21 protein-coding genes are annotated in these 24,807 nt (G+C 60.1%); 14 read left to right on the forward strand and 7 right to left on the reverse strand.

The window, feature by feature from the left end; genetic code table 11:
* Positions 1-183 precede the first annotated feature (183 nt).
* On the forward strand, positions 184-2,940 hold the full coding sequence (glnE, locus tag V8G57_RS22595; protein ID WP_342831310.1) for a bifunctional [glutamate--ammonia ligase]-adenylyl-L-tyrosine phosphorylase/[glutamate--ammonia-ligase] adenylyltransferase: 2,757 nt from the start codon (positions 184-186) through the stop codon (positions 2,938-2,940).
* 17 nt (positions 2,941-2,957) lie between these two features.
* Here the strand turns inward: glnE and V8G57_RS22600 are convergent, their stop codons facing one another.
* The 4 genes from V8G57_RS22600 to tkt all read right to left on the reverse strand — a co-directional run bounded on the left by V8G57_RS22600 (position 2,958) and on the right by tkt (position 7,104).
* The gene (locus V8G57_RS22600) at positions 2,958-3,305 is read right to left on the reverse strand and encodes a putative signal transducing protein (RefSeq protein ID WP_342831311.1); all 348 of its coding nucleotides are present in this window, start codon (positions 3,303-3,305) and stop codon (positions 2,958-2,960) included.
* A gap of 164 nt (positions 3,306-3,469) precedes the next feature.
* Complete coding sequence (gene gap / locus V8G57_RS22605) at positions 3,470-4,483, reverse strand: type I glyceraldehyde-3-phosphate dehydrogenase (protein WP_014007231.1); 1,014 nt, start codon at positions 4,481-4,483, stop codon at positions 3,470-3,472.
* Positions 4,484-4,537: 54 nt separating this feature from the next.
* The gene (locus V8G57_RS22610) at positions 4,538-5,113 is read right to left on the reverse strand and encodes a GNAT family N-acetyltransferase (protein WP_342831313.1); all 576 of its coding nucleotides are present in this window, start codon (positions 5,111-5,113) and stop codon (positions 4,538-4,540) included.
* Positions 5,110-7,104, reverse strand: a complete 1,995-nt coding sequence (tkt, locus tag V8G57_RS22615) for a transketolase (protein ID WP_342831314.1) — start codon at positions 7,102-7,104, stop codon at positions 5,110-5,112. The genes V8G57_RS22610 and tkt overlap by 4 nt, the downstream gene beginning before the upstream one ends.
* A 261-nt stretch (positions 7,105-7,365) precedes the next feature.
* Here tkt and speE point away from each other — a divergent pair, with 261 nt between their 5' ends.
* From speE to V8G57_RS22675, 12 genes are all read left to right on the forward strand, one after another.
* A complete protein-coding gene (speE, locus tag V8G57_RS22620) occupies positions 7,366-8,625 on the forward strand; it encodes a polyamine aminopropyltransferase (protein WP_342831315.1) in 1,260 nt (419 codons plus the stop codon).
* Positions 8,626-8,826: 201 nt separating this feature from the next.
* Positions 8,827-9,243 (forward strand): hypothetical protein, encoded by a 417-nt coding sequence (locus tag V8G57_RS22625; RefSeq protein ID WP_139220165.1) that lies wholly within the window; start codon positions 8,827-8,829, stop codon positions 9,241-9,243.
* A 2-nt stretch (positions 9,244-9,245) separates the two neighbouring features.
* Complete coding sequence (locus V8G57_RS22630) at positions 9,246-10,391, forward strand: glutathionylspermidine synthase family protein (protein ID WP_342831316.1); 1,146 nt, start codon at positions 9,246-9,248, stop codon at positions 10,389-10,391.
* A 59-nt stretch (positions 10,392-10,450) separates the two neighbouring features.
* A complete protein-coding gene (locus tag V8G57_RS22635) occupies positions 10,451-10,852 on the forward strand; it encodes a DUF350 domain-containing protein (RefSeq protein ID WP_092401211.1) in 402 nt (133 codons plus the stop codon).
* Positions 10,853-10,865: 13 nt separating this feature from the next.
* Positions 10,866-11,591 carry a 16S rRNA (uracil(1498)-N(3))-methyltransferase gene (locus V8G57_RS22640; RefSeq protein ID WP_092401214.1) on the forward strand — a complete coding sequence of 242 codons (726 nt, stop codon included), beginning with the start codon at positions 10,866-10,868 and terminating at the stop codon, positions 11,589-11,591.
* Positions 11,592-11,839: 248 nt separating this feature from the next.
* Positions 11,840-12,310: a YidB family protein gene (locus tag V8G57_RS22645; protein ID WP_092401217.1), complete on the forward strand. Its 471-nt coding sequence runs from the start codon at positions 11,840-11,842 to the stop codon at positions 12,308-12,310.
* 222 nt (positions 12,311-12,532) lie between these two features.
* Complete coding sequence (locus tag V8G57_RS22650) at positions 12,533-13,519, forward strand: bifunctional riboflavin kinase/FAD synthetase (protein WP_092401220.1); 987 nt, start codon at positions 12,533-12,535, stop codon at positions 13,517-13,519.
* 81 nt (positions 13,520-13,600) lie between these two features.
* A complete protein-coding gene (ileS, locus tag V8G57_RS22655; protein ID WP_342831317.1) occupies positions 13,601-16,510 on the forward strand; it encodes an isoleucine--tRNA ligase in 2,910 nt (969 codons plus the stop codon).
* 85 nt (positions 16,511-16,595) lie between these two features.
* Positions 16,596-17,102 carry a signal peptidase II gene (lspA, locus tag V8G57_RS22660; RefSeq protein WP_342831318.1) on the forward strand — a complete coding sequence of 169 codons (507 nt, stop codon included), beginning with the start codon at positions 16,596-16,598 and terminating at the stop codon, positions 17,100-17,102.
* A 40-nt stretch (positions 17,103-17,142) separates the two neighbouring features.
* Positions 17,143-18,348, forward strand: a complete 1,206-nt coding sequence (gene coaBC / locus V8G57_RS22665) for a bifunctional phosphopantothenoylcysteine decarboxylase/phosphopantothenate--cysteine ligase CoaBC (RefSeq protein ID WP_092401230.1) — start codon at positions 17,143-17,145, stop codon at positions 18,346-18,348.
* Between the two features lie 144 nt (positions 18,349-18,492).
* Positions 18,493-18,942 (forward strand): dUTP diphosphatase, encoded by a 450-nt coding sequence (gene dut / locus V8G57_RS22670; RefSeq protein ID WP_092401233.1) that lies wholly within the window; start codon positions 18,493-18,495, stop codon positions 18,940-18,942.
* 11 nt (positions 18,943-18,953) lie between these two features.
* On the forward strand, positions 18,954-20,036 hold the full coding sequence (locus V8G57_RS22675) for a M48 family metallopeptidase (RefSeq protein WP_254785218.1): 1,083 nt from the start codon (positions 18,954-18,956) through the stop codon (positions 20,034-20,036).
* 137 nt (positions 20,037-20,173) lie between these two features.
* Here V8G57_RS22675 and clpA read toward each other — a convergent pair whose 3' ends face one another.
* Together clpA and clpS are read right to left on the reverse strand one after the other, a co-directional pair.
* On the reverse strand, positions 20,174-22,474 hold the full coding sequence (clpA, locus tag V8G57_RS22680) for an ATP-dependent Clp protease ATP-binding subunit ClpA (RefSeq protein ID WP_342831320.1): 2,301 nt from the start codon (positions 22,472-22,474) through the stop codon (positions 20,174-20,176).
* Positions 22,471-22,779 (reverse strand): ATP-dependent Clp protease adapter ClpS, encoded by a 309-nt coding sequence (gene clpS, locus V8G57_RS22685; protein ID WP_014007243.1) that lies wholly within the window; start codon positions 22,777-22,779, stop codon positions 22,471-22,473. Before clpS ends, clpA begins: the two co-directional genes overlap by 4 nt.
* Positions 22,780-23,106: 327 nt before the next feature.
* Between clpS and cspE the strand changes: the two genes are divergently transcribed.
* Positions 23,107-23,310 (forward strand): transcription antiterminator/RNA stability regulator CspE, encoded by a 204-nt coding sequence (cspE, locus tag V8G57_RS22690; protein ID WP_009665919.1) that lies wholly within the window; start codon positions 23,107-23,109, stop codon positions 23,308-23,310.
* Between the two features lie 131 nt (positions 23,311-23,441).
* Here cspE and icd read toward each other — a convergent pair whose 3' ends face one another.
* A complete protein-coding gene (icd, locus tag V8G57_RS22695; RefSeq protein WP_014007244.1) occupies positions 23,442-24,695 on the reverse strand; it encodes an NADP-dependent isocitrate dehydrogenase in 1,254 nt (417 codons plus the stop codon).
* Positions 24,696-24,807 lie beyond the last annotated feature (112 nt).

A 24,807-nucleotide genomic window follows, 5' to 3' on the forward strand; every position in this document is an offset into this window, starting at 1 on the left:
AATAAATCGGCTGCATCTGGGTGTTTCCAGAGTGGCAAGCTGTTGATGTTCGACAAGCCGCCAAGCCATATGTTCGCATGGATCATGCCCGCGCATAGCTAAAAAAACAAAAAGACCGTCGAAAACCCTGCTATTTTCTTTGAATTTTGCGCCATTTACCCTTCAATCCCTGATCTCATCCCCGTGACCCCATCTCTATTAAGCAGCACCGCCGCCTCGCGTTATTTTGCACGCTGGGTGAATGCCGAAGCCGGACGCGCCGGACAGGTCGCAGAGTTGGCCAAGCCGTTGACAAGATTAACCGTCGACCAGACGCTGCTTAAGCACTTGTTACAAAAAGAAACAGATTCCGGCATGCCGTTACCGCGCGCCATGCGCCGCCTACGCAACCTGCTGGTATGCACCCTGATCGAACGCGATTTGCGCGGGCTGGCCGACCTGGACGAAGTGGTCAGCGCCATCACCACTTTCGCCGAATTTGCAGTGCAAACCCACCTGGCGGCGCTGACCGCAGGCCTGGTGGCGCTGCATGGCACGCCGCTGGGCGAAGAATCGGGCCAGCCCCAGGAGTTGCTGGTGCTGGGCATGGGCAAGCTGGGCGGCTGCGAACTCAATATTTCCTCCGACATCGACCTGATCTTCACGTACGCGGAAGACGGCGATACGCAGACTACAAGCGCAGAACAGCGCTCATTGTCGAACCATGAATTCTTCACCCGCCTCGGCAAGAAACTGATAGGTGCATTGTCCGAGATCACCGAAGACGGCTTCACCTTCCGGGTCGACATGGCGCTGCGGCCGAACGGCGCTTCCGGGCCTCTGGTGGCGAGCTTCAACATGGTCGAAACCTACCTGGTGACCCAGGGCCGGGAATGGGAGCGTTATGCCTGGTGCAAGGCGCGCGCGCTGACCGGGCGGCCGGAAGATATCGCCACCCTGGCCAACATCAGTCGTCCGTTCGTGTTCCGGCGTTACCTGGATTACGGCTCGATCGACGCCATGCGTTCCATGCATGCGCAAATCCGCTCGGAAGTGAAACGCCTGGAAGCGCTGCATCCTGAGCGCAGCAATAACGTCAAGCTGGGACGCGGCGGCATCCGCGAAATCGAATTCCTGGCGCAGGTGTTCCAGCTGATCCGCGGCGGCCGCGATGGCGATTTGCGCGACCGCTCGACCCGCGCCACCCTGCGCACCCTGGCGGCCAAGAACCTGCTGGACGCCGCAGTGGTGGACAAGCTGCTGGCAGCCTACGATTTCCTGCGCAACCTGGAACACCGGCTGCAATACCTGGACGATGCGCAAACCCATACCTTCCCCACCAACGGCGCCGACTGCCTGATCATCGCCCAGGCCATGGGTTTTGCCGACGTGGCCTCATTGATGCAGGAACTCGACAAGCACCGGACCCTGGTCGATGCCCAGTTCGACGACATCTTCAAGGACAAGCAGCACAGCCGCCCCAGCCAGCAAGACTGGGATGAGTGCGACAATCCCTTGCACACGCTGAGCGAAACCGACAGCCGCGAAACGATTGCGCTGGTGCTGACCCATTGCGGCTTCTCCGACGCCTCGGCGGCGGCGCAACGGCTGGTCACCACCTGGCAATCGACGCGCGTGCAAAACCTGCCGGCCGCCAGCCGCACGCGCCTGCTGGCGCTGGTCAACGCAGCGCTGCCGGTGGTCGCCGCCATCCCCGAACCCGAGCGCCACCTGCCTACCCTCAACCGCCTGCTGGATTTCCTGGAGGCGATCGTGCGGCGCGCCGCCTACCTGGCGCTGCTGACTGAATATCCCGCCACCCTGCATCGCGTGATCCGCATGATCAGCGCCAGCGACTGGGCCGCCAAATACCTGACCCAGCACCCGATCCTGCTGGACGAGCTGCTGGATCCGCGCAGCCTGAATGCCGCACCGGACTGGCCGGTGTTCGCCCAGGAATGCAAGCGCCAGCTCGACACCGCTCCCGGCGACACCGAACGCCAGATGGACATCCTGCGCGAAATGCACCACGCCCAGCAGTTCCGCCTGCTGGCGCAAGACCTGGAGGGCGTGCTCAGCGTCGAGGCGCTAGCCGACCACCTTTCGATCCTGGCTGACATCCTGGTCGCCGCCACCGTGCAGGCGATCTGGAACATGATGCCCGGCCGCCACCGCGAGACGCCGCTGTTCACCGTGATCGCCTACGGCAAGCTGGGCGGCAAGGAACTCGGTTATGTTTCCGACCTCGACGTGGTGTTCCTGTATGAGGATGAAGACCAGGATGGCCCGGCCCTGTACGCCAAGCTGGCGCAGCGCTTCATCACCTGGATGACCAGCCATACGCCGGCCGGCATCCTGTTCGACATCGACATTGCGCTGCGCCCCGACGGCGCCAGCGGCCTGCTGGTATCGTCGTTCGGCAAATTCGAGAAATACCAGCGCGAATCGGCCTGGCTGTGGGAGCACCAGGCCCTGACCCGAGCCCGCTTCTGCGCCGGCGACGCCGCGATCGGCGAACGCTTCGAAACCCTGCGCGTGGAAGTGCTAAGCCAGCAGCGCGATGCCGCCAGGCTGCAAAGCGAAGTGCTGGAAATGCGCCAGAAAATGCGCGACGCCCATCCCAACCGCAGCGACCGTTTCGACCTCAAGCACGACGCCGGCGGCATGATCGACATCGAATTCCTGGTGCAATTCCTGATCCTGCGCCATGCCGCCGCCTACCCGCAGCTGACCGCAGACATCGGCAATATCGCCTTGCTGAAACTGTGCGGGGAACTCGGACTGATTGATGGGGGCCTGGCTCACGCAGTAGCCGACGCTTACCGGACTTTCCGCAAGCTGCAGCACCAGGGCCGTTTGCAGGGAGAGGAACGGGCGCGCGTGGCGGCGAGCCGCATAGCCGCGGAAATCTCCGTAGTAAAACAATTGTGGACCGAGATTTTCAAGATCGCCGGCTCATGAAAACAGGGTTTTAAACGCTACCCAGTCAGTAATTTCATGAGCATGATGATAAGGGCACGGCCCCTGCGCTTGTCCGGCGGAGCAGCGCGCTCTTCACCGACAATTTCGTCGTCCAACGTCAGCTGCCCGGATTCGAAAGCCGTCAGGATCTGCCTGGCCGTCTCCACGTGCTCGGACGCCACCTGCAAGCGAGCCCCGCCGGTGGCGACCGCCAGCAAGGAATACACCTGGTTGATGCCGCCATCGACGACAAACGCCGGTATCCTCTCAGACTCAAGCAAAGCCCTCAGGACTTCCAGATCGGAGGGAATCGTTGAACGGGCAATCGTTTCAAAATCGCCCTGGCTGCGTACGCTAACTGTCATACGGGCTCTCGGATTAAGTTAAAATATTCACAACATAAACCAGTATACCGCACTCACGCGGCCGGACATAAAGCCACGGTGAGGAGACTGCGCCGATCCTACGCAAAAAAGCCCCGCTCAGTTAATGAGCGGGGCTTTTTCATCATCCAAGCAAAACCAAGGTCTTACTTGGCGTTCACCAGTGCAACCGTGGTGTCCAGCATGCGGTTCGAGAAACCCCACTCGTTGTCGTACCAGCTCGACACCTTCACCAGGCGGCCGGAAACCTTGGTCAGCGTGGAGTCGAAATTCGACGACGCCGGGTTGTGGTTGAAATCGACCGACACCAGCGGCTCGACGTTGTAAGTCAGCAGGCCCTTCAAGGCGCCGTTTTCCGAGGCATCTTTCATGATCGCGTTGACTTCATCGACAGTCGTGTCGCGCGCGGCGACAAACGACAGGTCGACCAGCGAAACGTTGATGGTCGGCACGCGGATCGCGAAACCGTCCAGCTTGCCGTTCAGCTCAGGCAGCACCAGGCCGACCGCAGCCGCAGCGCCGGTCTTGGCCGGGATCATGCTCATGGTGGCGGAACGGGCGCGGCGCAAGTCTTCGTGATAGACGTCGGTCAGCACCTGGTCGTTGGTGTAGGAGTGAACGGTAGTCATCAGGCCGTTCAGCACACCGATCTTGTCGTTCAGCGGCTTGACCAGCGGCGCCAGGCAGTTGGTGGTGCAGGAAGCGTTGGAGATCACGGTGTCGCTGGCTTTCAGCACGCCATGGTTGACGCCGAACACGACGGTGGCGTCGACATCCTTGCCGCCAGGCGCCGAGATGATGACTTTCTTGGCGCCGCCCTTGATGTGGGCGCTGGCCTTTTCCTTGGTGGTGAAGAAGCCGGTGCATTCCAGCACGACGTCAACGCCCAGCTCGCCCCATGGCAGTTCGGCCGGGTTGCGCTGCGCCAGCACCTTGATGCGGTCGCCGTTGACCACGATGAAATCGCCGTCGACCGTGACAGTGCCAGGGAACTTGCCGTGGGCGGTATCGTACTGGGTCAGGTGGGCATTGGTTTTTGAGTCGCCGAGGTCGTTGATGGCGACGATCTCGATGTCATGCTTTTTGCCGCCTTCGTAATGGGCGCGAAGGATGTTGCGGCCGATGCGGCCATAGCCATTGATGGCGACGCGGATAGTCATGCTTTTCTCCTAAGGTATTAACAATGAATTTATTGCAACTACATCACACACGTTTCAACTGACCCTAATGGTACGCCAGCCATAGCCGGCTTCCTGCAAATCCAGGCCGTCCCAGCTGAACGGCTGCTCCACCAGCAGCTCGGCGCCCAGCATTTCGTAAAACTGCCGCGCCTGGCGGTTTTCCGCCAGCACCCACACCAGCATGTTGTTGGCGCCGGCGCTGGCCAGCGTTGCCGCCACGTGGGCCACCAGGCGGCGGCCGATGCCGGCGCGCTGCACCGACGGTTCCAGATAAATGGCAGTCAGCTCGGAGTCGTAGCCGAGCTTGGCTTCCTTGAGCGTCATGCCGGCTGCAAACCCGAGCACCTCGCCATCGACTTCGGCCACGAACACATTGGCCGCACTCGACGTCGCCGACAGGATGCGGCTCCAGATGGCGGTGCTGTCTTCAACCTTCATGCCGTCCAGGTAGTCATCTGGAATGATGCCGCGGTAAGTGGCGCGCCAGCTGTCGATGCGCACTGCCGCGATCACCGGCGCATCGGCGACCGTGGCGCGGCGGATGACGACATCGCCAACGATGTTGGTGATGTCGAGACCCTTGGCCTTCTTGACTTCTCTTACATTCATGCCAGTATCAACTTGGTCTTGGCGACGACGTTTTCAACAGTGAAGCCGAAATGCTTGAACAGCACAGGAGCCGGAGCCGATTCGCCGAAGGTGTCGATGCCGACCACCGCGCCTTCCAGGCCGACATACTTGTGCCAGAACGCTGTCACGCCCGCTTCGATCGCCACGCGCGGCAGGCCGCGCTGCAATACGCTGGCCTTGTAGGCCGCTTCCTGGCGGTCGAAGACATCGGCGCAAGGCATGGACACCACGCGCACTGCAATGCCTTCCTGGGCCAGCGCTGCCGCGGATTGCATCGCCAGTTCCACTTCGGAGCCGGTAGCGATCAGGATTGCCTTGGCGTCCGGCGCATCTTTCAAGATGTAAGCGCCGCGCTTGATGGCGGCGATCTGTGCCGCATCGCGCTCCTGGTATTGCAGGTTCTGGCGCGAGAAAATCAGCGTGCTTGGGCCGTTCTTGCGTTTTACCGCCTGCTCCCATGCTACCGCCGATTCAACCGTGTCGCACGGACGCCAGTTGTCCAGCTGCGGAATCAGGCGCAGGCTCGACACGTGTTCGACCGACTGGTGGGTCGGGCCGTCTTCGCCCAGGCCGATCGAATCGTGGGTGAACACGAAGATCGAACGGATCTTCATCAGCGCCGCCATGCGCAGTGCATTGCGGCTGTAGTCGGAGAAGGTCAGGAAGGTAGCGCCGAACGGGATGTAGCCGCCGTGCAGGGCGATGCCGTTGATCATGGCGCTCATGCCGAATTCGCGCACGCCGTAGTTGATGTGGTTGCCCGGCTGGTCGGCACGGACCGGCACCGATTCTTTCCAGTTGGTCAGGTTGGAACCGGTCAGGTCGGCCGAACCGCCGAGGAATTCCGGCAGCACCGGCGCCAGCGCCTGGATTGCGTTCTGGCTGGCTTTGCGGGTAGCGACGGTTTCTTTCTTGGCGACGCAGCTGGCGACATAGTCGCTCGCGACCTGTTCAAAATTGCCTGGCAGCTCGCCCTTCATGCGGCGCGTGAATTCAGCGGCCTGCTGCGGATATTCGGCAGCGTAAGCGGCGAACAGCGCGTTCCAGTCGCCTTCGAACTGCTTGCCTTGCGGCTTGGCGTCCCAGGCGGCGTAGACGTCTTCCGGGATTTCAAACGGCGGGTAAGTCCAGCCCAGGGCTTCGCGCGCAGCGGCGATTTCCTTGTCGCCCAATGCCGCGCCGTGCACCTTGTCGGTGCCGGCCAGGTTCGGCGAACCCTTGCCGATCACGGTTTTGCAGCAGATCAGGGTCGGCTTGTCGGACAGCTTGGCCTGGTGGATGGCGGCGCTGACAGCTTCGACATTGTGGCCGTCGACGGCGCGGATCACGTTCCAGCCGTAGGCTTCGAAACGCATCGGGGTGTCGTCCTTGAACCAGCCTTCGACGTGGCCGTCGATCGAGATGCCGTTGTCATCGTAGAGCGCGATCAGTTTCGACAGGCGCAGCGTGCCGGCCAGCGAACAGGCTTCGTGCGAAATGCCTTCCATCAGGCAGCCGTCGCCGACGAACGTGTAGGTGTAATGGTCGACCACCGGGAAATTGGCGCGGTTGAATTCCGCCGACAGCAGTTTTTCCGCCAGCGCCATGCCGACCGCATTGGTCAGGCCCTGGCCGAGCGGACCGGTGGTGGTTTCTATGCCTGGCGTGACGTCGACTTCAGGATGTCCCGGCGTCTTCGAATGCATCTGGCGGAAATTGCGCAGTTCGTCTATCGGCAGGTCGTAGCCGGTCAAGTGCAGCAAGGCGTACTGCAGCATCGAACCATGACCGTTCGACAACACAAACCGGTCACGGTTGAACCAGTGCGGATTGGCCGGATTATGACGGTAGTGCTTGGCCCACAAGGCGACTGCGATTTCCGCCATGCCCATCGGCATGCCGGGATGGCCGGAGTTGGCTTTCTGTACAGCGTCCATTGCCAGCGCGCGGATTGCATTGGCCATCTTGGTAGTCGGGAGTGTGGAAGTCATGGTGTGAGCAGGTAGGCAGCAGTTGAAGATCGGTTGGAAAGCGGTTGGCGGGCGAAAAGCAGGGAAACAGCCCACAAAGGCCGGTATTTTACCAAAATGCAGTCGATTCCGGTTCAAATCGGCGCATCTCTCCCGTGCTGGGGCGGTAAAATGCTGCCGCACCGCATGAAGCGCGTGACCGCACCGAAGCCGGATCGCGTTGTTTTGTTGCAATTCTCACATCCAATCACCTGTCCCCAATATTTTTCCATTGATCGCACCATGCAAGGTTTACATCTGACGGCTGACTGTTACGACTGCAGCTGCTCCCCGGGCTTGTTGCTAGACCCGATCCAGCTGCGCGAGTTCGTCATGGAACAAACCCTGCGTTCGGGGCTGACCGTGGTCGGAGAAAAATTCCATCCGTTCCAGGCCGCCGACGGTAGCGCCGCCGGCATTACCTGCGCCTTGCTGCTGGCCGAATCGCACCTGGCGATCCATACCTGGCCCGAGCGCCAGGCGGTGACCCTGGACGTGTATGTCTGCAATTTCACGGAAGACAACAGCGCCAAGGCCAGCGGCTTGCTGAACGCCCTGGTCGCCGGCTTCGCGCCGGCCCGCCGGCAAACCCACCGCCTGCAACGCGGCAGCGGCGCCGACAACCAGACCCTGGCGCTGGAGCAGCTCACGCCCCATACCGCCTACGGCACGCAACTGGCGCCGCCGCTGGTGCAACTGCAATCGCCGTTCCAGCGCATAGAAATCGCCGAGTCCGCCGAATTCGGCAAAGTGATGCGGCTGGACGGCGCCTACATGACTTCCGAGCGCGACGAATTTTTCTATCACGAATGCCTGGTCCATCCGGCCGCGCTCAGCCACCCGCACCCGCGCCGCGCCTTGATCGTCGGCGGCGGCGACGGCGGCAGCAGCGAAGAACTGCTCAAGCATCCGTCGATAGAACAGCTGACCTTGTGCGAAATAGATCCTGCGGTGATCCAGGCGGCACGCCAGCACCTGCAATCGGTCCATCGAGGAGCGCTGGACGATGCGCGGCTGCGCCATGTCGCCCAGGACGGTTTTGCCTACGTACAGGAAGCGGCGCCCGCCGCTGCTGCCAACCTGCGTTACGACCTGATCCTGCTTGACCTGACCGATCCGCAAGGCGCCGACGGCGGCGCGCTGGCAGCCGATTGCTACACCCTCGGATTCCTGCATGCCTGCCGCGCCTTGCTCAACCCGGGCGGCGCGCTGGTGATGCACCTGGGCAGCCCGTTCCACCACCCGCAACGATTCGCGTTGCTGCGCCAGCGTCTCGGCAGCGTCTTCAGCAAAGTCCATCCCTATACCGTGCACGTGCCGCTGTATGGCGCGCTGTGGGGCATGGCGATTGCCAGCGACAGCCTCGATCCGCTGCAGCTGGACAGCCGGGCGGCGGCAAGCCGCTTGCGGGAAAGAGCACTGGGCGAACTCCAGTACTACAACGAAAATGTCCATTCGGCACTATTCGCCTTACCCAATTTCGTGCAGAATCTGGGCGCTTAGTGGACTGTAACAGCCGATTCAGGAGTGAAGGGCGCGTACCCGGCACGCAGGGCAAGGCGCACAGCGGAGCAATAGCGAGCTATTGCGAGCATGTGCAACGCCGCCATGCGGGTCGGGTACGTGACAGGCACTTCTGAATTGGTTGTTACAGTTCACTAGCATGTTGCTGCAAATTCATCGTTGCCTGATATGGAGAGCGTCTTGCCAACCACCGGTCTTTTGAAGCAAATCCCCGAAACTGCCGCGCCACCGGCCCGCAAGAGCCGCGCCGTGCCGCTGGTGCTGGCGGCCTCGGCGCTGATCGCAGGCTGCAGTCCACGACAGGCGCGCGACGAATACGCCAGCCAGGACGATTGCAAGAAAGACTGGGGACGTCCCGAGCTGTGCCAGCCGGCATCGGGCGGCAGCTCAGGAGGCAGCCACGGCGGCACTTACTACGGCCGCTACTACGGTCCCAGTTACGACGAAGGCGAACGCGCAAGCGCGCAACGCAGCGCACGCAGCGGCGGCAACAGTTTTGGCTTGACTGGCAGTGGCGGCGAGAGCAACCACTCGGTCGGCCGCAGCGTGTCGCGCGGCGGCTTCGGCGGCGCCCACATTTCGTCCGCCGGCGGCTGAACATGATTCGCGAAAGCCTGACGCCGCGCAGCAACTGGCAAGAACAATTCGAATCGCTCGGTTTTACCTACCACTCGATCGACGACCTGTATTGGGACGAGCGCTACGCCTATCGCTTCACCGCGGCGCAGATCGATGCGGTCGAAGACGCCACCAGCGAATTGCACCAGATGGCGCTGCAGGCGGTCGAGCATGTGATCGCGCACGAACGGCTGGAACAGTTCGCCATTCCGCAGCCGTTCTGGGCGCTGGTCGAAGAAAGCTGGCGCGAAAAAGAATTTTCCCTGTACGGACGCTTCGACTTGTCCTGGGACGGCCGCAGTCCGCCCAAAATGCTGGAGTACAACGCCGATACCCCGACCGGGCTGGTGGAATCCAGCGTGGCGCAATGGTATTGGCTGCAAGACGTGTTCCCGCAAGCGGACCAGTTCAACTCCCTCCATGAAAAACTGATCGCCCAGTGGCAAACCCTGGCCCGCGACCATCACAGCAAAGGCTTACTGCACTTCGCCTGCATCGGCGGCCATGAGGAAGACGAAGGCAACCTGGCTTACCTGCGCGACACCGCGATCCAGGCTGGTTTCGCCACCAAGCAGCTAGCCATCGAACATATCGGCTGGGACGACCGGCACGCGGAATTTGTCGACGACTTCGACCTGAAGATAGACAACCTGTTCAAGCTTTATCCGTGGGAATGGCTGTGCCGCGAAGCGTTTGCCGAACACCTGCTGGCGCGGCCGCTGCGCCTGATCGAACCGGCCTGGAAGATGGTGCTGTCCAACAAGGCCATCCTGCCGGTGCTGTGGGAACTGTTTCCCGGCCACCCCAACCTGCTGCCGGCGTTCTTCGACGCCTGGCACATCAGCGGCGATTTTGTGAAGAAGCCGCTGTATTCGCGCGAGGGCGAAAACATCACGATCTATGCCAGCGGCGAAGTCCACCACCAGCCGGGCCAATATGGCGCCGAGGGCTATATCTACCAGGCATTTGCCGCGCAGCCGAAATTCGACGACGGCATCACGCCAGCCTACACTTCGGTCGGTTCCTGGGTGGTAGGCGACACCCCGGCCGGCATCGGCATCCGCGAAGACGTGTCGCTGATCACCAAGGACACCAGCCGCTTTGTGCCGCATTATTTTGTCGACTGACGATCAAACAGCAAATTTGAAGCACGTTCCCTCCCCTTGATACCAGGAGCACTGATCTTATGAACTTTCTCCCCGTCGGCCTGCCGGCCTTCCTGTCTCACTTCGGACTCGCACTGTTGCTGGTGGCGATATTTTTCGTGGTGTATATTTTCATCACGCCCTATCATGAACTGCGCCTGATCCGCGCCGGCAATCACGCAGCCGCCGCCAGCCTGGCCGGCGCCTTGCTCGGCTATATCGCGGCCTTGGCGTCAGCCATAGCGAACAGCGTCAACCTGCTCGACATGCTGGTGTGGGGTGTGGTGGCCCTGGTGGTGCAGTTGCTGGCTTTCCTGATCGTCAAGCTGCTGCTGCCGACGCTGCTGGCCGATATTCCCGAAAACAAGATCGCATCCGGCGTCTTTCTTGGTACAGTAAGTCTTGGCCTGGGCTTGTTGAATGCCGCCTGCATGACTTATTGATTAAGGATTTTCCGTGCCTCGTTTTTACGTTCCTACCCCGCTCGAAATCGGCCAGCAGCTGGCGTTGCCGGAAGCCGTCGCCCACCACCTGCTGGTGCTGCGGCTGGGGCCGGCGGCGCCCGTCACCCTGTTCAACGGTGAAGGCGGCGAATACACCGCCACCATCAGCAGCATTGAAAAAAAGCGCGTCGGTGTCGAGATCAAGACTTTCTCGCCGCGCGAGGCGGAGCTGCCGTATGCGATCACGCTGGCCCAGGCGCTGCCGGAGTCGTCGAAACTGGACTGGATCATCGAAAAAGCCGTCGAACTCGGGGTCGCGGCAATCCAGCCGCTGGCGGCGCAGCGCTGCGTAGTGCGCCTCAACAGCGAGCGCGCCGAGAAGAAACAGAACCACTGGCAAGCGGTGATCGTCGCCGCCGCCGAACAGAGCGGCCGCAACCGCCTGCCTACCCTGTCCAGCCTCAGTCCTTTCAACGACTGGGTCCAACAGCAGGACCTGCACAAACGCATCCTGCTGTCGCCGCGCGGCGAGCAATCGCTGTCGGACTGGGCGCGCCACCAGCCGCCGCAGGCGCTGGCGCTGCTGATCGGGCCGGAAGGCGGGTTCACGGAAGCCGAAGAAAACCTGGCCTGCAGCCAAGGCGCGCTGATGTTGTCGATGGGACCGCGGATCCTGCGCACCGAAACCGCCGGCCTGGCGGCGCTGGCCGCGATCAACGCGATCTGGGGCGAGATGTAGTTTCGTCAACCCGGCGCTTGCCTCTATCGATCCTACAATTTGTTCTAAGCAAAAATATAAGCGCTGGCTAGAATGGTAAACGCAGTCAAGACACAATCGTTTTCAGTTGCGCAACTACTCAAAGCCCTTAGCCCGTTGTAAGATCGATCTTCTCAACTGCTTTGTATTTACAGAGCAGCAACCTGCCTCGACGGCTGACGTTGTATCACGCGTTCATTATTGACGCATTATTTACTCAGGAGAATATTATGGGATTGCTGGATTCGGTACTTGGCGCAATCGGTGGCGGCGGCCAACAGCAAGCAGGTGGAAATAACACGCAAGCCCTGTTGATCCAGGCTGCATTGCCGATGCTGCTCAAAGCGCTGCAAGGTGGTGGTGCGGGCCAGGCTGCCGGAGCGGACGCCGGTTCCGGCGGCGGCCTGCTCAGTGCATTGGAAGGCGCCGGCCTGGGTTCGGTGGTGCAGTCATGGATAGGCACCGGCCAAAACCAGCCTATCTCGCCAGACCAGGTGCAACAGGCGCTGGGCGGCGGCCACCTGCAGGAACTGGCGCAAGCGGCAGGCATTTCGCCAGCAGAAGCAGCCGGCCACCTGTCGGAGATCCTGCCTGGCCTGGTGGACAAGCTGACGCCGCACGGCGAAGCCAGCCCTGCTCCTGGCGGCGTCGATCTCGGCAGTTTGCTGGGCGGTCTCCTGGGCGGCAACAAACCAGCCTAAGCAAAACCAGGCTATTTCTGATTGAGAAAAATCGCCCTCCGGGGCGATTTTTTTTGGCCATGGCAATCCCGGATTCCTGATTCAGTATCCAAAATTCAATAAAATGGCTGTTTTATCAATTAAAAATCGTGCAATCCGCTGCGGTTCGACTTCCGTGCAGGGGCAAGAGGCCGAAAGCATTTATAATGCAGGGTTTTGGCAATAAATATTCCGGTCACTTCAATGAAGGTATTTCGCGGACTTCCCAACGCCGAATCGCGTGCGCCTTGCGCGCTCACTATCGGCAACTTTGACGGCGTGCATCGCGGCCACCAGGTGCTGCTCGCGCACGTCCGCAAGGCTGCCACTGAACTGGGGCTGGATGCCGCGGTCATGACGTTCGAGCCGCATCCACGCGAATTTTTTGCGCAGCGCGCCGGCCAGCCGGGCAATATGCCGACCCGTGTCGCCAACCTGCGCGACAAGCTGCAGTCGCTGTCCCAGGCCGGCATAGACCGCGTGATCGTCGAACATTTCAACGCCAGCTTTGCCGCCATGTCGCCCCAGGATTTCATTGAGAAAGTACTGGTCGAGGGCCTGCATGTGAAATGGCTGATGGTCGGCGAAGATTTCTGCTTCGGCGCCCGCCGCGCCGGCAATATCGCGACCTTGATCGAGGCCGGCAAGAAATATGGCTTCCAGGTCGAGACCCTGCCGACTGTCATGAACGACGGCGCACGGGTATCGTCGTCGGCGGTGCGCGCTGCACTGGCGGCCGGCGATTTCAGCCACGCACGGGCGCTGCTGGGCCATCCGTACTCCATCTCGGGCCATGTGGTGCATGGCAAGAAGCTCGGCCGCACCATCGGCTTCCCGACCCTGAACCTGCGCGTCAACCATAAACTGCCGGCGCTGTCCGGCATCTTCGTGGTCAACGTCCATGGCCTGGCCGACCGGCCTTTGCCGGCGGTCGCCAGCATCGGCATCCGCCCCACCGTGGACGACAGCGGCCGGGTGCTGCTGGAAAGTTATATCCTCGACTTTACCGGCGATTGCTACGGCAAGCTGATACAGGTCGAGTTTTTGCAAAAACTGCGCGACGAAGAGAAATATGTCGATTTGCCGACCCTGACCGCCGCGATTACGCGCGATGTCAGCAATGCACGCGCGTATTTCCGCCAGCACGGCCAGCATGACTTGTCGGCGGTTTCGGCCACCGATCGAATTTGACGCTGTCAGCAATTCCTCGCGCCTTGCCTGCGCTTATGCCTACATATATGCCGGCCCCACAGAATTCCACTGAAGAAAATTATGTCCGACCAGACCAGCAAACCAGAAAACAATAAACCGGCGAAACAGCAAGGCAAGCCGCAAAATAAGCCGCAAAGCAAATACCCGGTCAACATGACCGAGACGCCTTTCCCCATGCGCGGCGATCTCGCCAAGCGCGAGCCGCAATGGGTCAAGCAGTGGCAGGAAAAGAAAGTCTACGAACGGATCCGCAAAGCTTCCAAGGGCCGCCCGAAATTCATCCTGCATGACGGCCCGCCCTACGCCAACGGCGAGATCCACCTGGGCCACGCCGTCAACAAGATCCTCAAGGACATGATCGTCAAGGCCCGCAACATGGCCGGCTTCGATGCGCCTTACGTGCCCGGTTGGGATTGCCACGGCATGCCGATCGAGATCCAGATCGAAAAGAAATACGGCAAGAACCTGCCGGTGGCCGAAGTGCAGTCGAAAGCGCGCGCTTACGCCAATGAACAGATCGACCTGCAAAGAAAAGACTTTATCCGCCTCGGCGTGCTGGGCGAATGGGACAACCCGTATCTGACCATGGCCTTTGGCAATGAGGCCGACGAACTGCGCGCCCTTGGCGCCATCCTGGAAAAAGGTTATGTGTACCGCGGCCTGAAACCGGTCAACTGGTGCTTCGATTGCGGTTCGGCCCTGGCTGAAGCGGAAGTGGAATACCAGGACAAGCGCGATCCGTCGATCGACGTCGGCTTCCCGTTCGCCGAGCCCGAAAAGCTGGCTGCGGCCTTCGGTCTGCCATCGCTGCCGACCAATAAAGGCTACGTGGTGATCTGGACCACCACGCCATGGACCATCCCGTCCAACCAGGCGCTCAACGTCCATCCGGAAGTCGACTACGCGCTGGTGCAGACCGCGCGCAACGGCGAAGCGCTGCTGCTGATCCTGGCGCAGGACCTGGTCGAAGACGCGCTGCAGCGGTTCGGCCTCGAAGGCAAAATCATCGCCACCTGCAAAGGCGAAGCGCTGGCGCTCATCAATTTCAAACATCCGCTGGCCGACAGCGATCCCGGCTACAACCGCCTGTCGCCGGTCTACCTGGGCGACTACGTCACCACCGACAGCGGCACCGGCATCGTGCACTCGGCGCCGGCCTATGGCATCGAAGACTTTATCTCCTGCAAGGCGCATGGCATGAAGGATGACGACATCATCAGCCCGGTCATGGGTGATGGCAAGTTTGCATCCTGGCTGCCGTTCTTTGCCGGCATGACCATCTGGGAAGCGTCCAAGCCGATCTGCGCCAAGCTGGAAGAAGCCGGCGCGCTGTTCAAGCTGGTCATGTTCGACCACAGTTACATGCATTGCTGGCGCCATAAGACGCCGATCATCTACCGCGCCACGTCGCAATGGTTCGCCAGCATGGACAACCTGCCGAAGGACGGCCACCCGAGCCTGCGCGCAACCGCCCTGCAAGCGATCGAGGACACTGCCTTCTTCCCGGCCTGGGGCAAGGCGCGACTGCACGGCATGATCGCCAACCGTCCCGACTGGACCCTGTCGCGCCAGCGCCAATGGGGTGTGCCGATGGCTTTCTTCGTGCACAAGGAAAGCGGCCAGCTGCATCCGCGCACGCCTGAACTGCTGGAACAGATCGCGCAGCGCGTCGAGCAAAGCGGGATCGAAGCCTGGCAGGCGCTGGATCCGAAAGAGCTGCTGGGCGACGACGCCGTCAACTATGTCAAGAACAGGGACACGCTGGATGTCTGGTTCGATTCCGGCTCTACCCACCAGACGGTATTGCGCGGTTCGCACGCCAGCCAGCTGCAGTTCCCGGCCGACCTCTACCTGGAAGGCTCGGACCAGCATCGCGGCTGGTTCCACTCCTCGTTGCTGACCTCGGCCATGTTGAATGGCCGCGCGCCGTACAACGCCCTGCTGACGCACGGCTTCGTGGTCGACGGCGAAGGCCGCAAGATGTCGAAGTCGCTGAAGAACGGCGTCGAGCCGCAAAAGGTGGCCGACTCGCTGGGCGCGGAAATCCTGCGCCTGTGGGTTGCCTCCAGCGACTATTCCGGCGAAATCACCATCTCCGAAGAGATCCTCAAGCGCGTGACGGAATCGTACCGCCGCATCCGCAACACCTTGCGCTTCCTGCTGGCCAACACCTCGGACTTCAATCCGGCAACCGATGCGGTGCCGATCGCCGAGCTGCTGGAAATCGACCGCTATGCGATCGCCAGCATGGCGCAGCTGCAGGCCGACATCCTGAATCACTACGAGACCTACGAATTCCATCCGGTGATCTCGAAGCTGCAGATGTACTGCTCGGAAGATCTCGGCGGCTTCTATCTCGATATCCTGAAAGACCGCCTGTACACCAGCGGCGTCAGTTCGCCGGCGCGCCGCTCCGCGCAAACCGCGATCTGGCATATCACCCAGGCCCTGCTGCGGGTGATGGCGCCGACGCTGTCGTTCACGGCGGAAGAAGCCTGGTCGTTCTTCGCCAGCCCGGAAGCATTTGCCGCCAGCGATGAAACCATTTTCACGCAGACCTATTACACGCTGCCGGAAATCAGCGACGCCGCGGCCCTGATCGAAAAATTCAACGCCATACGCGCGGTGCGCGCAGACGTCACCAAGCAGCTGGAAGAAGTGCGGGTGGCAGGCGGCATCGGTTCTTCGCTGCAGGCGGAGGTGGAAATCAAGGCGGCCCCGGCCAAGCATGCGCTGCTCGGCAGCCTGGGCGACGACCTGAAATTTGTCTTGATCACCTCCAGCGCTACAGTGTCCGAAGTGGCGACGGAAGCCGAAGAAACGATCGTGGTCACGCCGTCGGCGCAGCAGAAATGCGAACGCTGCTGGCATTACCGGGCCGACGTCGGCAGCCACCCGGAACATCCGGGCCTGTGCGGACGCTGCGTCGCCAACCTGTTCGGCGGCGGCGAAGACCGGCATTTTGCTTAAGCGATGAAGTAGGTTAACCAGGCGCGGCTTGCAATCGGCTACAAGCTTGCAGGCTGCGCATTTTGCCACATAGTTAAGAATCGACATGGTCACAAAAAAACGCTCTTCCGCTTCATCTTCTTCCAGCTACGGCCTGGCGCCATGGCTGGCTATCGCCGCGCTGGTGCTGCTGATCGACCAGCTTACCAAGATCACCATCGTGCGCCTGTTCAGCTACGGCGAATCGCAGCCGGTGACTTCCTTCTTCAACCTGGTGCTGGTGTATAACAAGGGCGCCGCGTTCAGCTTCCTGTCCACCGAATCGGGCTGGCAACGCTACTTTTTCACCGCGCTCGGCATCGCCGCCGCGCTGTTCATCACTTTCCTGCTGAAACGCCATGCCGGACAACGCATGTTCTGCACTGCGCTGGCGCTGATCCTGGGCGGCGCCATCGGCAACGTGGTCGACCGCATCGCCTACGGCCACGTGATCGATTTCCTCGACATCTACGTGCGCAACTGGCACTGGCCGGCTTTCAACATCGCCGATAGCGCGATCTGCGTCGGTGCGGTATTGTTTGTCATTGATGAGCTGCGGCGCGTAAACAAGTAAGCAAGCAAGTAGCCAATACATAACGTTTCCAGGAGCAGGCATGGATCTCGCTGGTAAAAAAATCGTGCTGGGACTGACCGGCGGCATCGCCTGCTACAAGGCGGCCGAATTCGCGCGCGCGCTGATCAAGGCCGGCGCTTCGGTGCAAGTGGTGATGACCGCGGCGGCAACCCACTTCATTACCCCGGTCACCATGCAGGGCTTGTCGGGCAAGCCGGTGTTTACCGATCAATGGGATGCGCGCATCGGCAACAACATGCCGCACATCGACCTCACCCGCGACGCCGACGCCATCGTGATCGTGCCCTGCTCCGCCGACTTCATCTTCAAGCTGGCGCATGGCGCCTGCGACGACCTGCTGTCGACGCTATGCGTGGCGCGCCAGGCGACGCTGCCCTTGCTGGTGGCCCCGGCCATGAATGTCGAGATGTGGCAAAACGCGGCAACCCAGCGCAACCTGGCGCAACTGCTGGCCGACGGCATACAGCTGCTCGGCCCTGACGCCGGCGAACAGGCTTGCGGCGAAGTCGGCATGGGCCGCATGCTGGAAGCTCATGAGCTGCTGACGGAAGTGATCGCCTCGTTCCAGCCCAAGCTGCTGAAAGGAAAACGGCTGCTGCTGACCGCAGGCCCGACTTTCGAACCGATAGATCCGGTGCGCGGCATCACCAATCTCTCATCCGGGAAAATGGGCTATGCCGTGGCCCGCGCTGCTTACGAGGCGGGAGCCGAAGTCACCCTGGTATCCGGCCCGACCGCGCTCGCCACACCCTACGGCGTGCGCCGCATCAGCGTCCAGACCGCGCAGCAGATGCACGATATCGTAATGGCGCAGCTGGCCGGCGCCGACAGCCGCACCGATGTCTTCGTCGCCGTGGCGGCTGTAGCCGACTGGCGGGTAGCCAACGCCAGCCCGCAGAAACTGAAAAAGAATGCCGACGGCAGCGCGCCTGAACTGGTGTTCGAGCAAAATCCCGATATCCTGGCAGCAGTTGCGGCATTGCCGAAAGCGCCTTACTGTGTCGGTTTTGCGGCCGAATCGGAAAACCTGCTGCAATATGGCGAGGCCAAGCGGCTGCGGAAAAACGTGCCGCTATTGGTGGGCAATATCGGCCATGACACGTTTGGCAAGGACGATAACCAGCTGGTATTGTTTGACGCCAGCGGCCACACCAACCTGCCGCGCGCCGGCAAGCAGCAGCTGGCGCGCCAGCTGATTGCAGCAATCGCCGATCGTCTTGTTTAGCGTCTGCATGCCGCTGCCGGTTTCAACGCCGGCGGCTTGCATCGAAAAATCCGCGGCAGCTTGATGAACACCGGGCAGGATTATTCCTGCCATGCCTGTTGCACCAGCCTCTATCATTTCACTTATAGATTGTTACAAAATTCAATGAATATCATCGACGTCAAAATTCTCGACCCGCGCATGCAAGATCAACTGCCGGCCTACGCCACCGAAGGCAGTGCGGGCCTCGACCTGCGCGCCTGCCTGGATGCCGCGCTGACGATCAAACCCGGTGAAACCCACCTGATCCCGACCGGCCTGGCAATCCACATCGGCGACCCGGCTTACGCGGCGATGATCCTGCCGCGCAGCGGCCTCGGCCATAAACACGGCATCGTGCTGGGGAACCTGGTGGGCCTGATCGACTCTGATTACCAGGGTCAGCTGATGGTTTCTACCTGGAACCGCGGAACGACCGAATTTACCCTTAACCCGATGGACCGGCTGGCGCAATTGATCATCGTGCCTGTAGCACGTGTCCGTTTTAATGTCGTAGCCGATTTCGAGAGCAGCGAACGCGGCGCAGGCGGCTTCGGCAGCACCGGAAAACATTGATGGAGAAATTGATGAGATTGACGCGTAACAATGGATGGCAGGGAGTCATGCGCTGTGCAACGCTAACGCTGCCAGTACTGTTGCTGGCAGCCTGTGCCACGCAGGAGCCTGCCGGCACCCAGCCGCAAACCGTGCCAGTCCCTTCCAAACCCGCCGTGCCTGCGCCGCCGCCGCAACAGGCGGAATTGAAAGCCTTGATCGGCTTGCAGGACCGCTTGTACGACGTCGCCGCGCCTTTGCTGGTGAACAATGCCCTGCTGTGCCGGAACAATGCGCGCAACCTGCTGGGTTTCACCGCCAAGACAAAATATTCCTATACCTCTGAATTCATTGACGCGGCCAGCTCTCTCGGCCTGAGCGACCAGCTGCAAGTGACCGGCGTGCTGGCCGGCAGCGGCGCCGCCAAGGTCGGCCTGCAGCGCGGCGACCTGCTGGTCAGCATCCAGGACAAGCCGGTGCCGACCGGCGCCGACGCCGAGCGCCAGACTGCCTTGCTGCTCGGTCCGCTGGTCAACGGCCGCAACAGCATCAAGGTCACCATTGCGCGCAGCGGCGGCAACCAGGTCCTGAACATCCCTTTGACCCGTGCGTGCGCCTTCGGCATCGAACTCGGCAATACCGAGAATGTGATCAGCTATGCTGACGGCCGGCGTGTGCTGATCAGCAGCGGCATGATGAAATACACCAAGAGCGACGATGAACTGGCGCTGGTGATCGCCAAGGAAATGGCGCACAACACGCTGACCCACCCATCGCGCCAGCGCAATACCGCCACCATGACCGGCGTCATCGACAACCTGATCCGCCTGAAGCCGGATACCGCCGCGCTGAACGGCATGGCCGGCGTCAAGCCTTACCCGCAGCAACTGGATGCGGCGGCCGACAAGCTGTCGCTGTACATGGTTGCGCGCGCCGGCTACAAGGTCGACGATGCCGCGGCTTTCTGGCAGCGGCTGGCGAGCAGCTATCCGGCCAGCGTGCTCAACGGTTATACCGCGATCCATCCCGGCACGGACTATCGCCTGTCGGCGATCCAGCAGGCGGTTTCGGATATCCAGGCCAAGCAGGCGACCGGAACCACCATACAGCCATGACCAGACGCTCCATCGTTGCGGCGATGGAGCGCCGCCCAATGCCGAATGCGGCGGCGACCATAAAAAAAGCCTGAATCACTTGCGTGCATTCAGGCTTTTTTAACATGCCAGGCAAATGCCCGGCAGTATCGGCTTGCTTATTCGACTTCGACAGTTTCTTCAGGGGCCGCAGGCGAGGACGAATCCTTTTCTGCAAAGTCCAGGCTGATCAGGTCCTTGTCGTCAAGATCGACAGTTACGCGGCCACCGGTCACCAGCTTGCCGAACAACAGTTCGTCGGCCAGCGCCTTGCGGATCATGTCCTGGATCAGGCGTGCCATCGGCCGCGCGCCCATCAGCGGGTCGAAGCCCTTCTTGGCCAGGAACTTGCGCAAATTTTCGGTGAAGATCGCTTCCACCTTCTTCTCGTGCAGCTGCTCTTCCAGCTGCATCAGGAACTTGTCGACCACGCGCAGGATGACTTCTTCGTCCAGTGCATGGAAGCTGATGATGGAATCGATGCGATTACGGAATTCCGGCGTAAACATACGCTTGATATCCGCCATCTCATCGCCGGCTTCTTTCTTGTCGGTAAAGCCGATCGAACGTTTTTGCAGGCTTTCCGCGCCGGCATTGGTGGTCATGATGATGATCACGTTGCGGAAATCCGCCTTGCGTCCGTTATTGTCGGTCAATGCGCCGTGGTCCATCACTTGCAGCAGGATATTGAAAATGTCCGGGTGGGCTTTTTCGATTTCATCCAGCAGCAGCACCGCATGCGGTTTCTTGGTCACGGCCTCGGTCAGCAAACCGCCCTGGTCGAACCCGACATAACCCGGCGGCGCGCCGATCAGGCGGCTCACCGCATGACGCTCCATGTATTCGGACATGTCGAAACGGATCAGGTCGATGCCGAGGATGAACGCCAGCTGCTTGGCCACCTCGGTCTTGCCGACGCCGGTCGGACCGGAGAACAGGAAGGAGCCGATCGGGCGGTCGGTCTTGCCCAGGCCGGCGCGCGCCATCTTGATCGCCGACGCCAGGGCATCGATCGCCGGATCCTGGCCGAACACCACATTGCGCAAATCGCGGTCTATGGTTTGCAGCTTGCTGCGGTCGTCCTGGTTGACCGACTGCGGCGGAATCCGCGCAATCTTGGCGATGATGTCTTCGATCTCGCCCTTGCCGATCGTCTTTTTCTGCTTCGACTTCGGCAGGATGCGCTGCGCCGCGCCGGCTTCATCGATCACATCGATGGCCTTGTCCGGCAGATGGCGGTCGTTGATGAAACGCGCCGCCAGTTCAGCCGCGCTGGTGAGCGCGGAGGCCGAATACTTGACGCCGTGGTGTTCTTCAAAGCGCGATTTCAGGCCGCGCAGGATTTGCACGGTTTGCTCTACCGTCGGCTCGTTGACGTCGATTTTCTGGAAACGGCGCGACAAGGCATGGTCTTTTTCAAACACGCCGCGGAATTCGGTGTAAGTGGTCGCACCGATGCATTTCAGCTGGCCGCTAGACAAAGCCGGTTTCAGCAGGTTCGATGCATCCAGCGTGCCGCCCGAGGCGGAACCGGCGCCGATGATGGTGTGGATTTCGTCGATGAACAGGATGCCGTTCGGACTGTCTTTCAGTTGCTTGAGCACCGCTTTCAGGCGCTGCTCGAAATCGCCGCGGTACTTGGTGCCGGCCAGCAGCGAACCCATGTCGAGCGAATAGACGATCGCGCTTTGCAGGATTTCAGGGACGTCGCCCTGGGTGATGCGCCATGCCAGCCCTTCCGCGATCGCGGTCTTGCCGACGCCGGCTTCGCCGACCAGCAGAGGATTGTTCTTGCGGCGCCGGCACAAGGTCTGGATCACGCGTTCGACCTCGTACTCGCGGCCGATCAGCGGATCGATCTTGCCTTCGGTCGCCAGCTTGTTCAAGTTTTGCGTGAACTGGTCAAGCGGACTTTCCTTGGCCTGGCCTTCGGCCTGCACTTCTTCCGCACCTTCGGAAGATTTCTGCGCGTCGGCCTGCTGGTCCTTGCGCACTCCGTGCGAGATGAAATTCACCACGTCGAGCCGCGTCACGCCTTGCTGGTGCAGGTAATACACCGCGTGCGAATCCTTTTCGCCGAAGATGGCGACCAGCACGTTGGCGCCGGTCACTTCCTTCTTGCCGTTGGAAGCCGATTGCACATGCATGATGGCGCGCTGGATCACGCGCTGAAAACCAAGGGTCGGCTGGGTGTCCACTTCATTCGAACCCGGCACCGTCGGTGTGTTGTCGCCAATGAAGATGGTCAGCGTCTTGCGCATATCATCAATGTTGACCGCACACGCACGCAGCACCTCTGCCGCGGACGGGTTGTCTAGCAGAGCCAGCAGCAGGTGTTCAACCGTGATGAACTCGTGCCTTGCTTGTCGTGCCTCGACAAACGCCATGTGCAAACTTACTTCCAGTTCCTGCGCAATCATGCTTCCTCCATCATGCATTGCAGGGGATGCCCTGCTTTGCGTGCGTGCGTTAATACCAGTTCAACCTTGGTGGAAGCGATATCTTTCGGATATACCCCACACATGCCTTTGCCATCGCGATGCACCTTCAACATTATCTGCGTTGCGGCTTCACGATCCTTGTTGAAGTATTCCTGCAGGATGGCGACCACGAACTCCATTGGAGTGTAGTCGTCATTGAGCAAAAATACTTGATACATGGGGGGCGGCTTGAGCTTTTGCTCTTGTCGCGTCGCTACTGTCCCGTCTTCGTGCTTGGTTACCATGCGCCTATTCTAAAACCTTCCGCCAAATGCGCAACGCGCGACACAGAATAAAATATTGCTTATAACGATATTACGCGTTTTCCGATTGCTATGCAGATGACGATAGAAGAGATTAAATCAAGAGCAAAAAAACGGCCGAAACCAGAAAATTAATTGCACAAAGGAAATTACTTGACTTTTTTATTTTTAACGCGAACAATGACATTCATTGATAAGCGTGTTTCAGCTTGTTAATAGAAGTGAGCAAGTTCTAGAAGGGGCAGCGTTACGCGAGGCTTCTTGCTTTTACGGCTCGTGTGATTGTTATTATTTGAAAGACGCTATTTTATGGCAACAGGTACAGTCAAGTGGTTCAACGATTCTAAGGGCTTCGGCTTTATCACTCCGGATGACGGCGGTGAAGATTTGTTTGCACACTTTTCCGCAATCCAGATGAACGGCTTCAAGACCCTCAAAGAAGGTCAAAAAGTCCAGTTCGAAGTCACGCAAGGCCCTAAAGGCAAGCAAGCTTCTAACATCCAAGCTCCTTAATTTCGCTTTGCGTCATTAAGCCGCTTTTGTAAAAAACCTCACCGTGGTGAGGTTTTTTTATAGGTACGGCCCGCAACAGCACGAAAAAAAAGCCAGGACACGTCCTGGCTTTTTTGCAACAACTGACAAAATTACATGTTTTCGATCAGCACTTCGCCGAAACCGGAGCAGGAAACCTGGGTTGCGCCTTCCATCAGGCGGGCGAAGTCGTAGGTGACCTTTTTCGAGGTAATCGACTTTTGCATCGATTCGATGATCAGGTCGGCAGCTTCGACCCAGCCCATGTGGCGCAGCATCATTTCCGCCGACAGGATCAGCGAACCCGGGTTGACATAGTCCTTGCCTGCATACTTAGGCGCTGTACCGTGGGTTGCTTCAAACATTGCAACCGAATCCGACAGGTTGGCGCCCGGCGCGATGCCGATGCCGCCGACTTGTGCCGCCAGGGCGTCGGAAATGTAGTCGCCGTTCAGGTTCAGGGTGGCGATCACGCTGTATTCGTTCGGACGCAGCAGGATTTGTTGCAGGAATGCATCAGCGATCGAATCCTTGACGATGATTTCGCGGCCAGTCTTCGGGTTCTTGAATTTCGCCCATGGGCCGCCGTCGATCAGTTCAGCGCCGAATTCCTTTTGCGCCAGGGCATATGCCCAGTCACGGAAGCCGCCTTCGGTGAACTTCATGATGTTGCCCTTGTGGACAATGGTCACGGATGGCTTGTCGTTGTCGATAGCGTACTGGATCGCCTTGCGCACCAGGCGCTCGGTGCCTTCGCGCGAAACCGGCTTGACGCCGATGCCGGAAGTGTCAGGGAAACGGATCTTCTTGACGCCCATTTCCTTGATCAGGAATTCGATCAGTTTCTTGGCGCCGTCGCTGCCTTCTTGCCATTCAATACCGGCGTAGATGTCTTCCGAGTTTTCGCGGAAAATCACCATGTCGGTCTTTTCCGGCTCACGCACCGGCGAAGGCACGCCCTTGAAATAACGCACCGGGCGCAGGCAGACGTACAGGTCCAGCTCTTGGCGCAGGGCCACGTTCAGGGAACGGATGCCGCCGCCGACTGGCGTGGTCAACGGGCCTTTGATCGAAACGACGTAATCCTTGATTGCAGCCAGGGTCTCTTCCGGCAGCCAGACGTCAGGACCATACACTTTGGTCGACTTTTCGCCGGCGAACACTTCCATCCAGCTGATCTTGCGCTTGCCTGCATATGCCTTGGACACCGCGGCGTCCACAACCTTGATCATGACCGGGCTGATATCGACGCCGGTGCCATCGCCTTCGATGTAAGGAATGATTGGATTGTCAGGGACGTTGATCGAAAAATCGGCGTTGACGGTGATTTTTTTGCCTTCAGCAGGCACTTTGATATGTTGGGACATCTGTGTACTCCGGAGTTGAGGAGGTAAAAACTACCAGTGCGGTTGGATTTGAAACACGGTTGGTCTTATATAAGACATAAGACAAGCATTCCATATTATGCACTAGTATTTT

It is taken from the genome of Collimonas rhizosphaerae (assembly GCF_038896935.1).
GTDB lineage: Bacteria > Pseudomonadota > Gammaproteobacteria > Burkholderiales > Burkholderiaceae_D > Collimonas > Collimonas rhizosphaerae.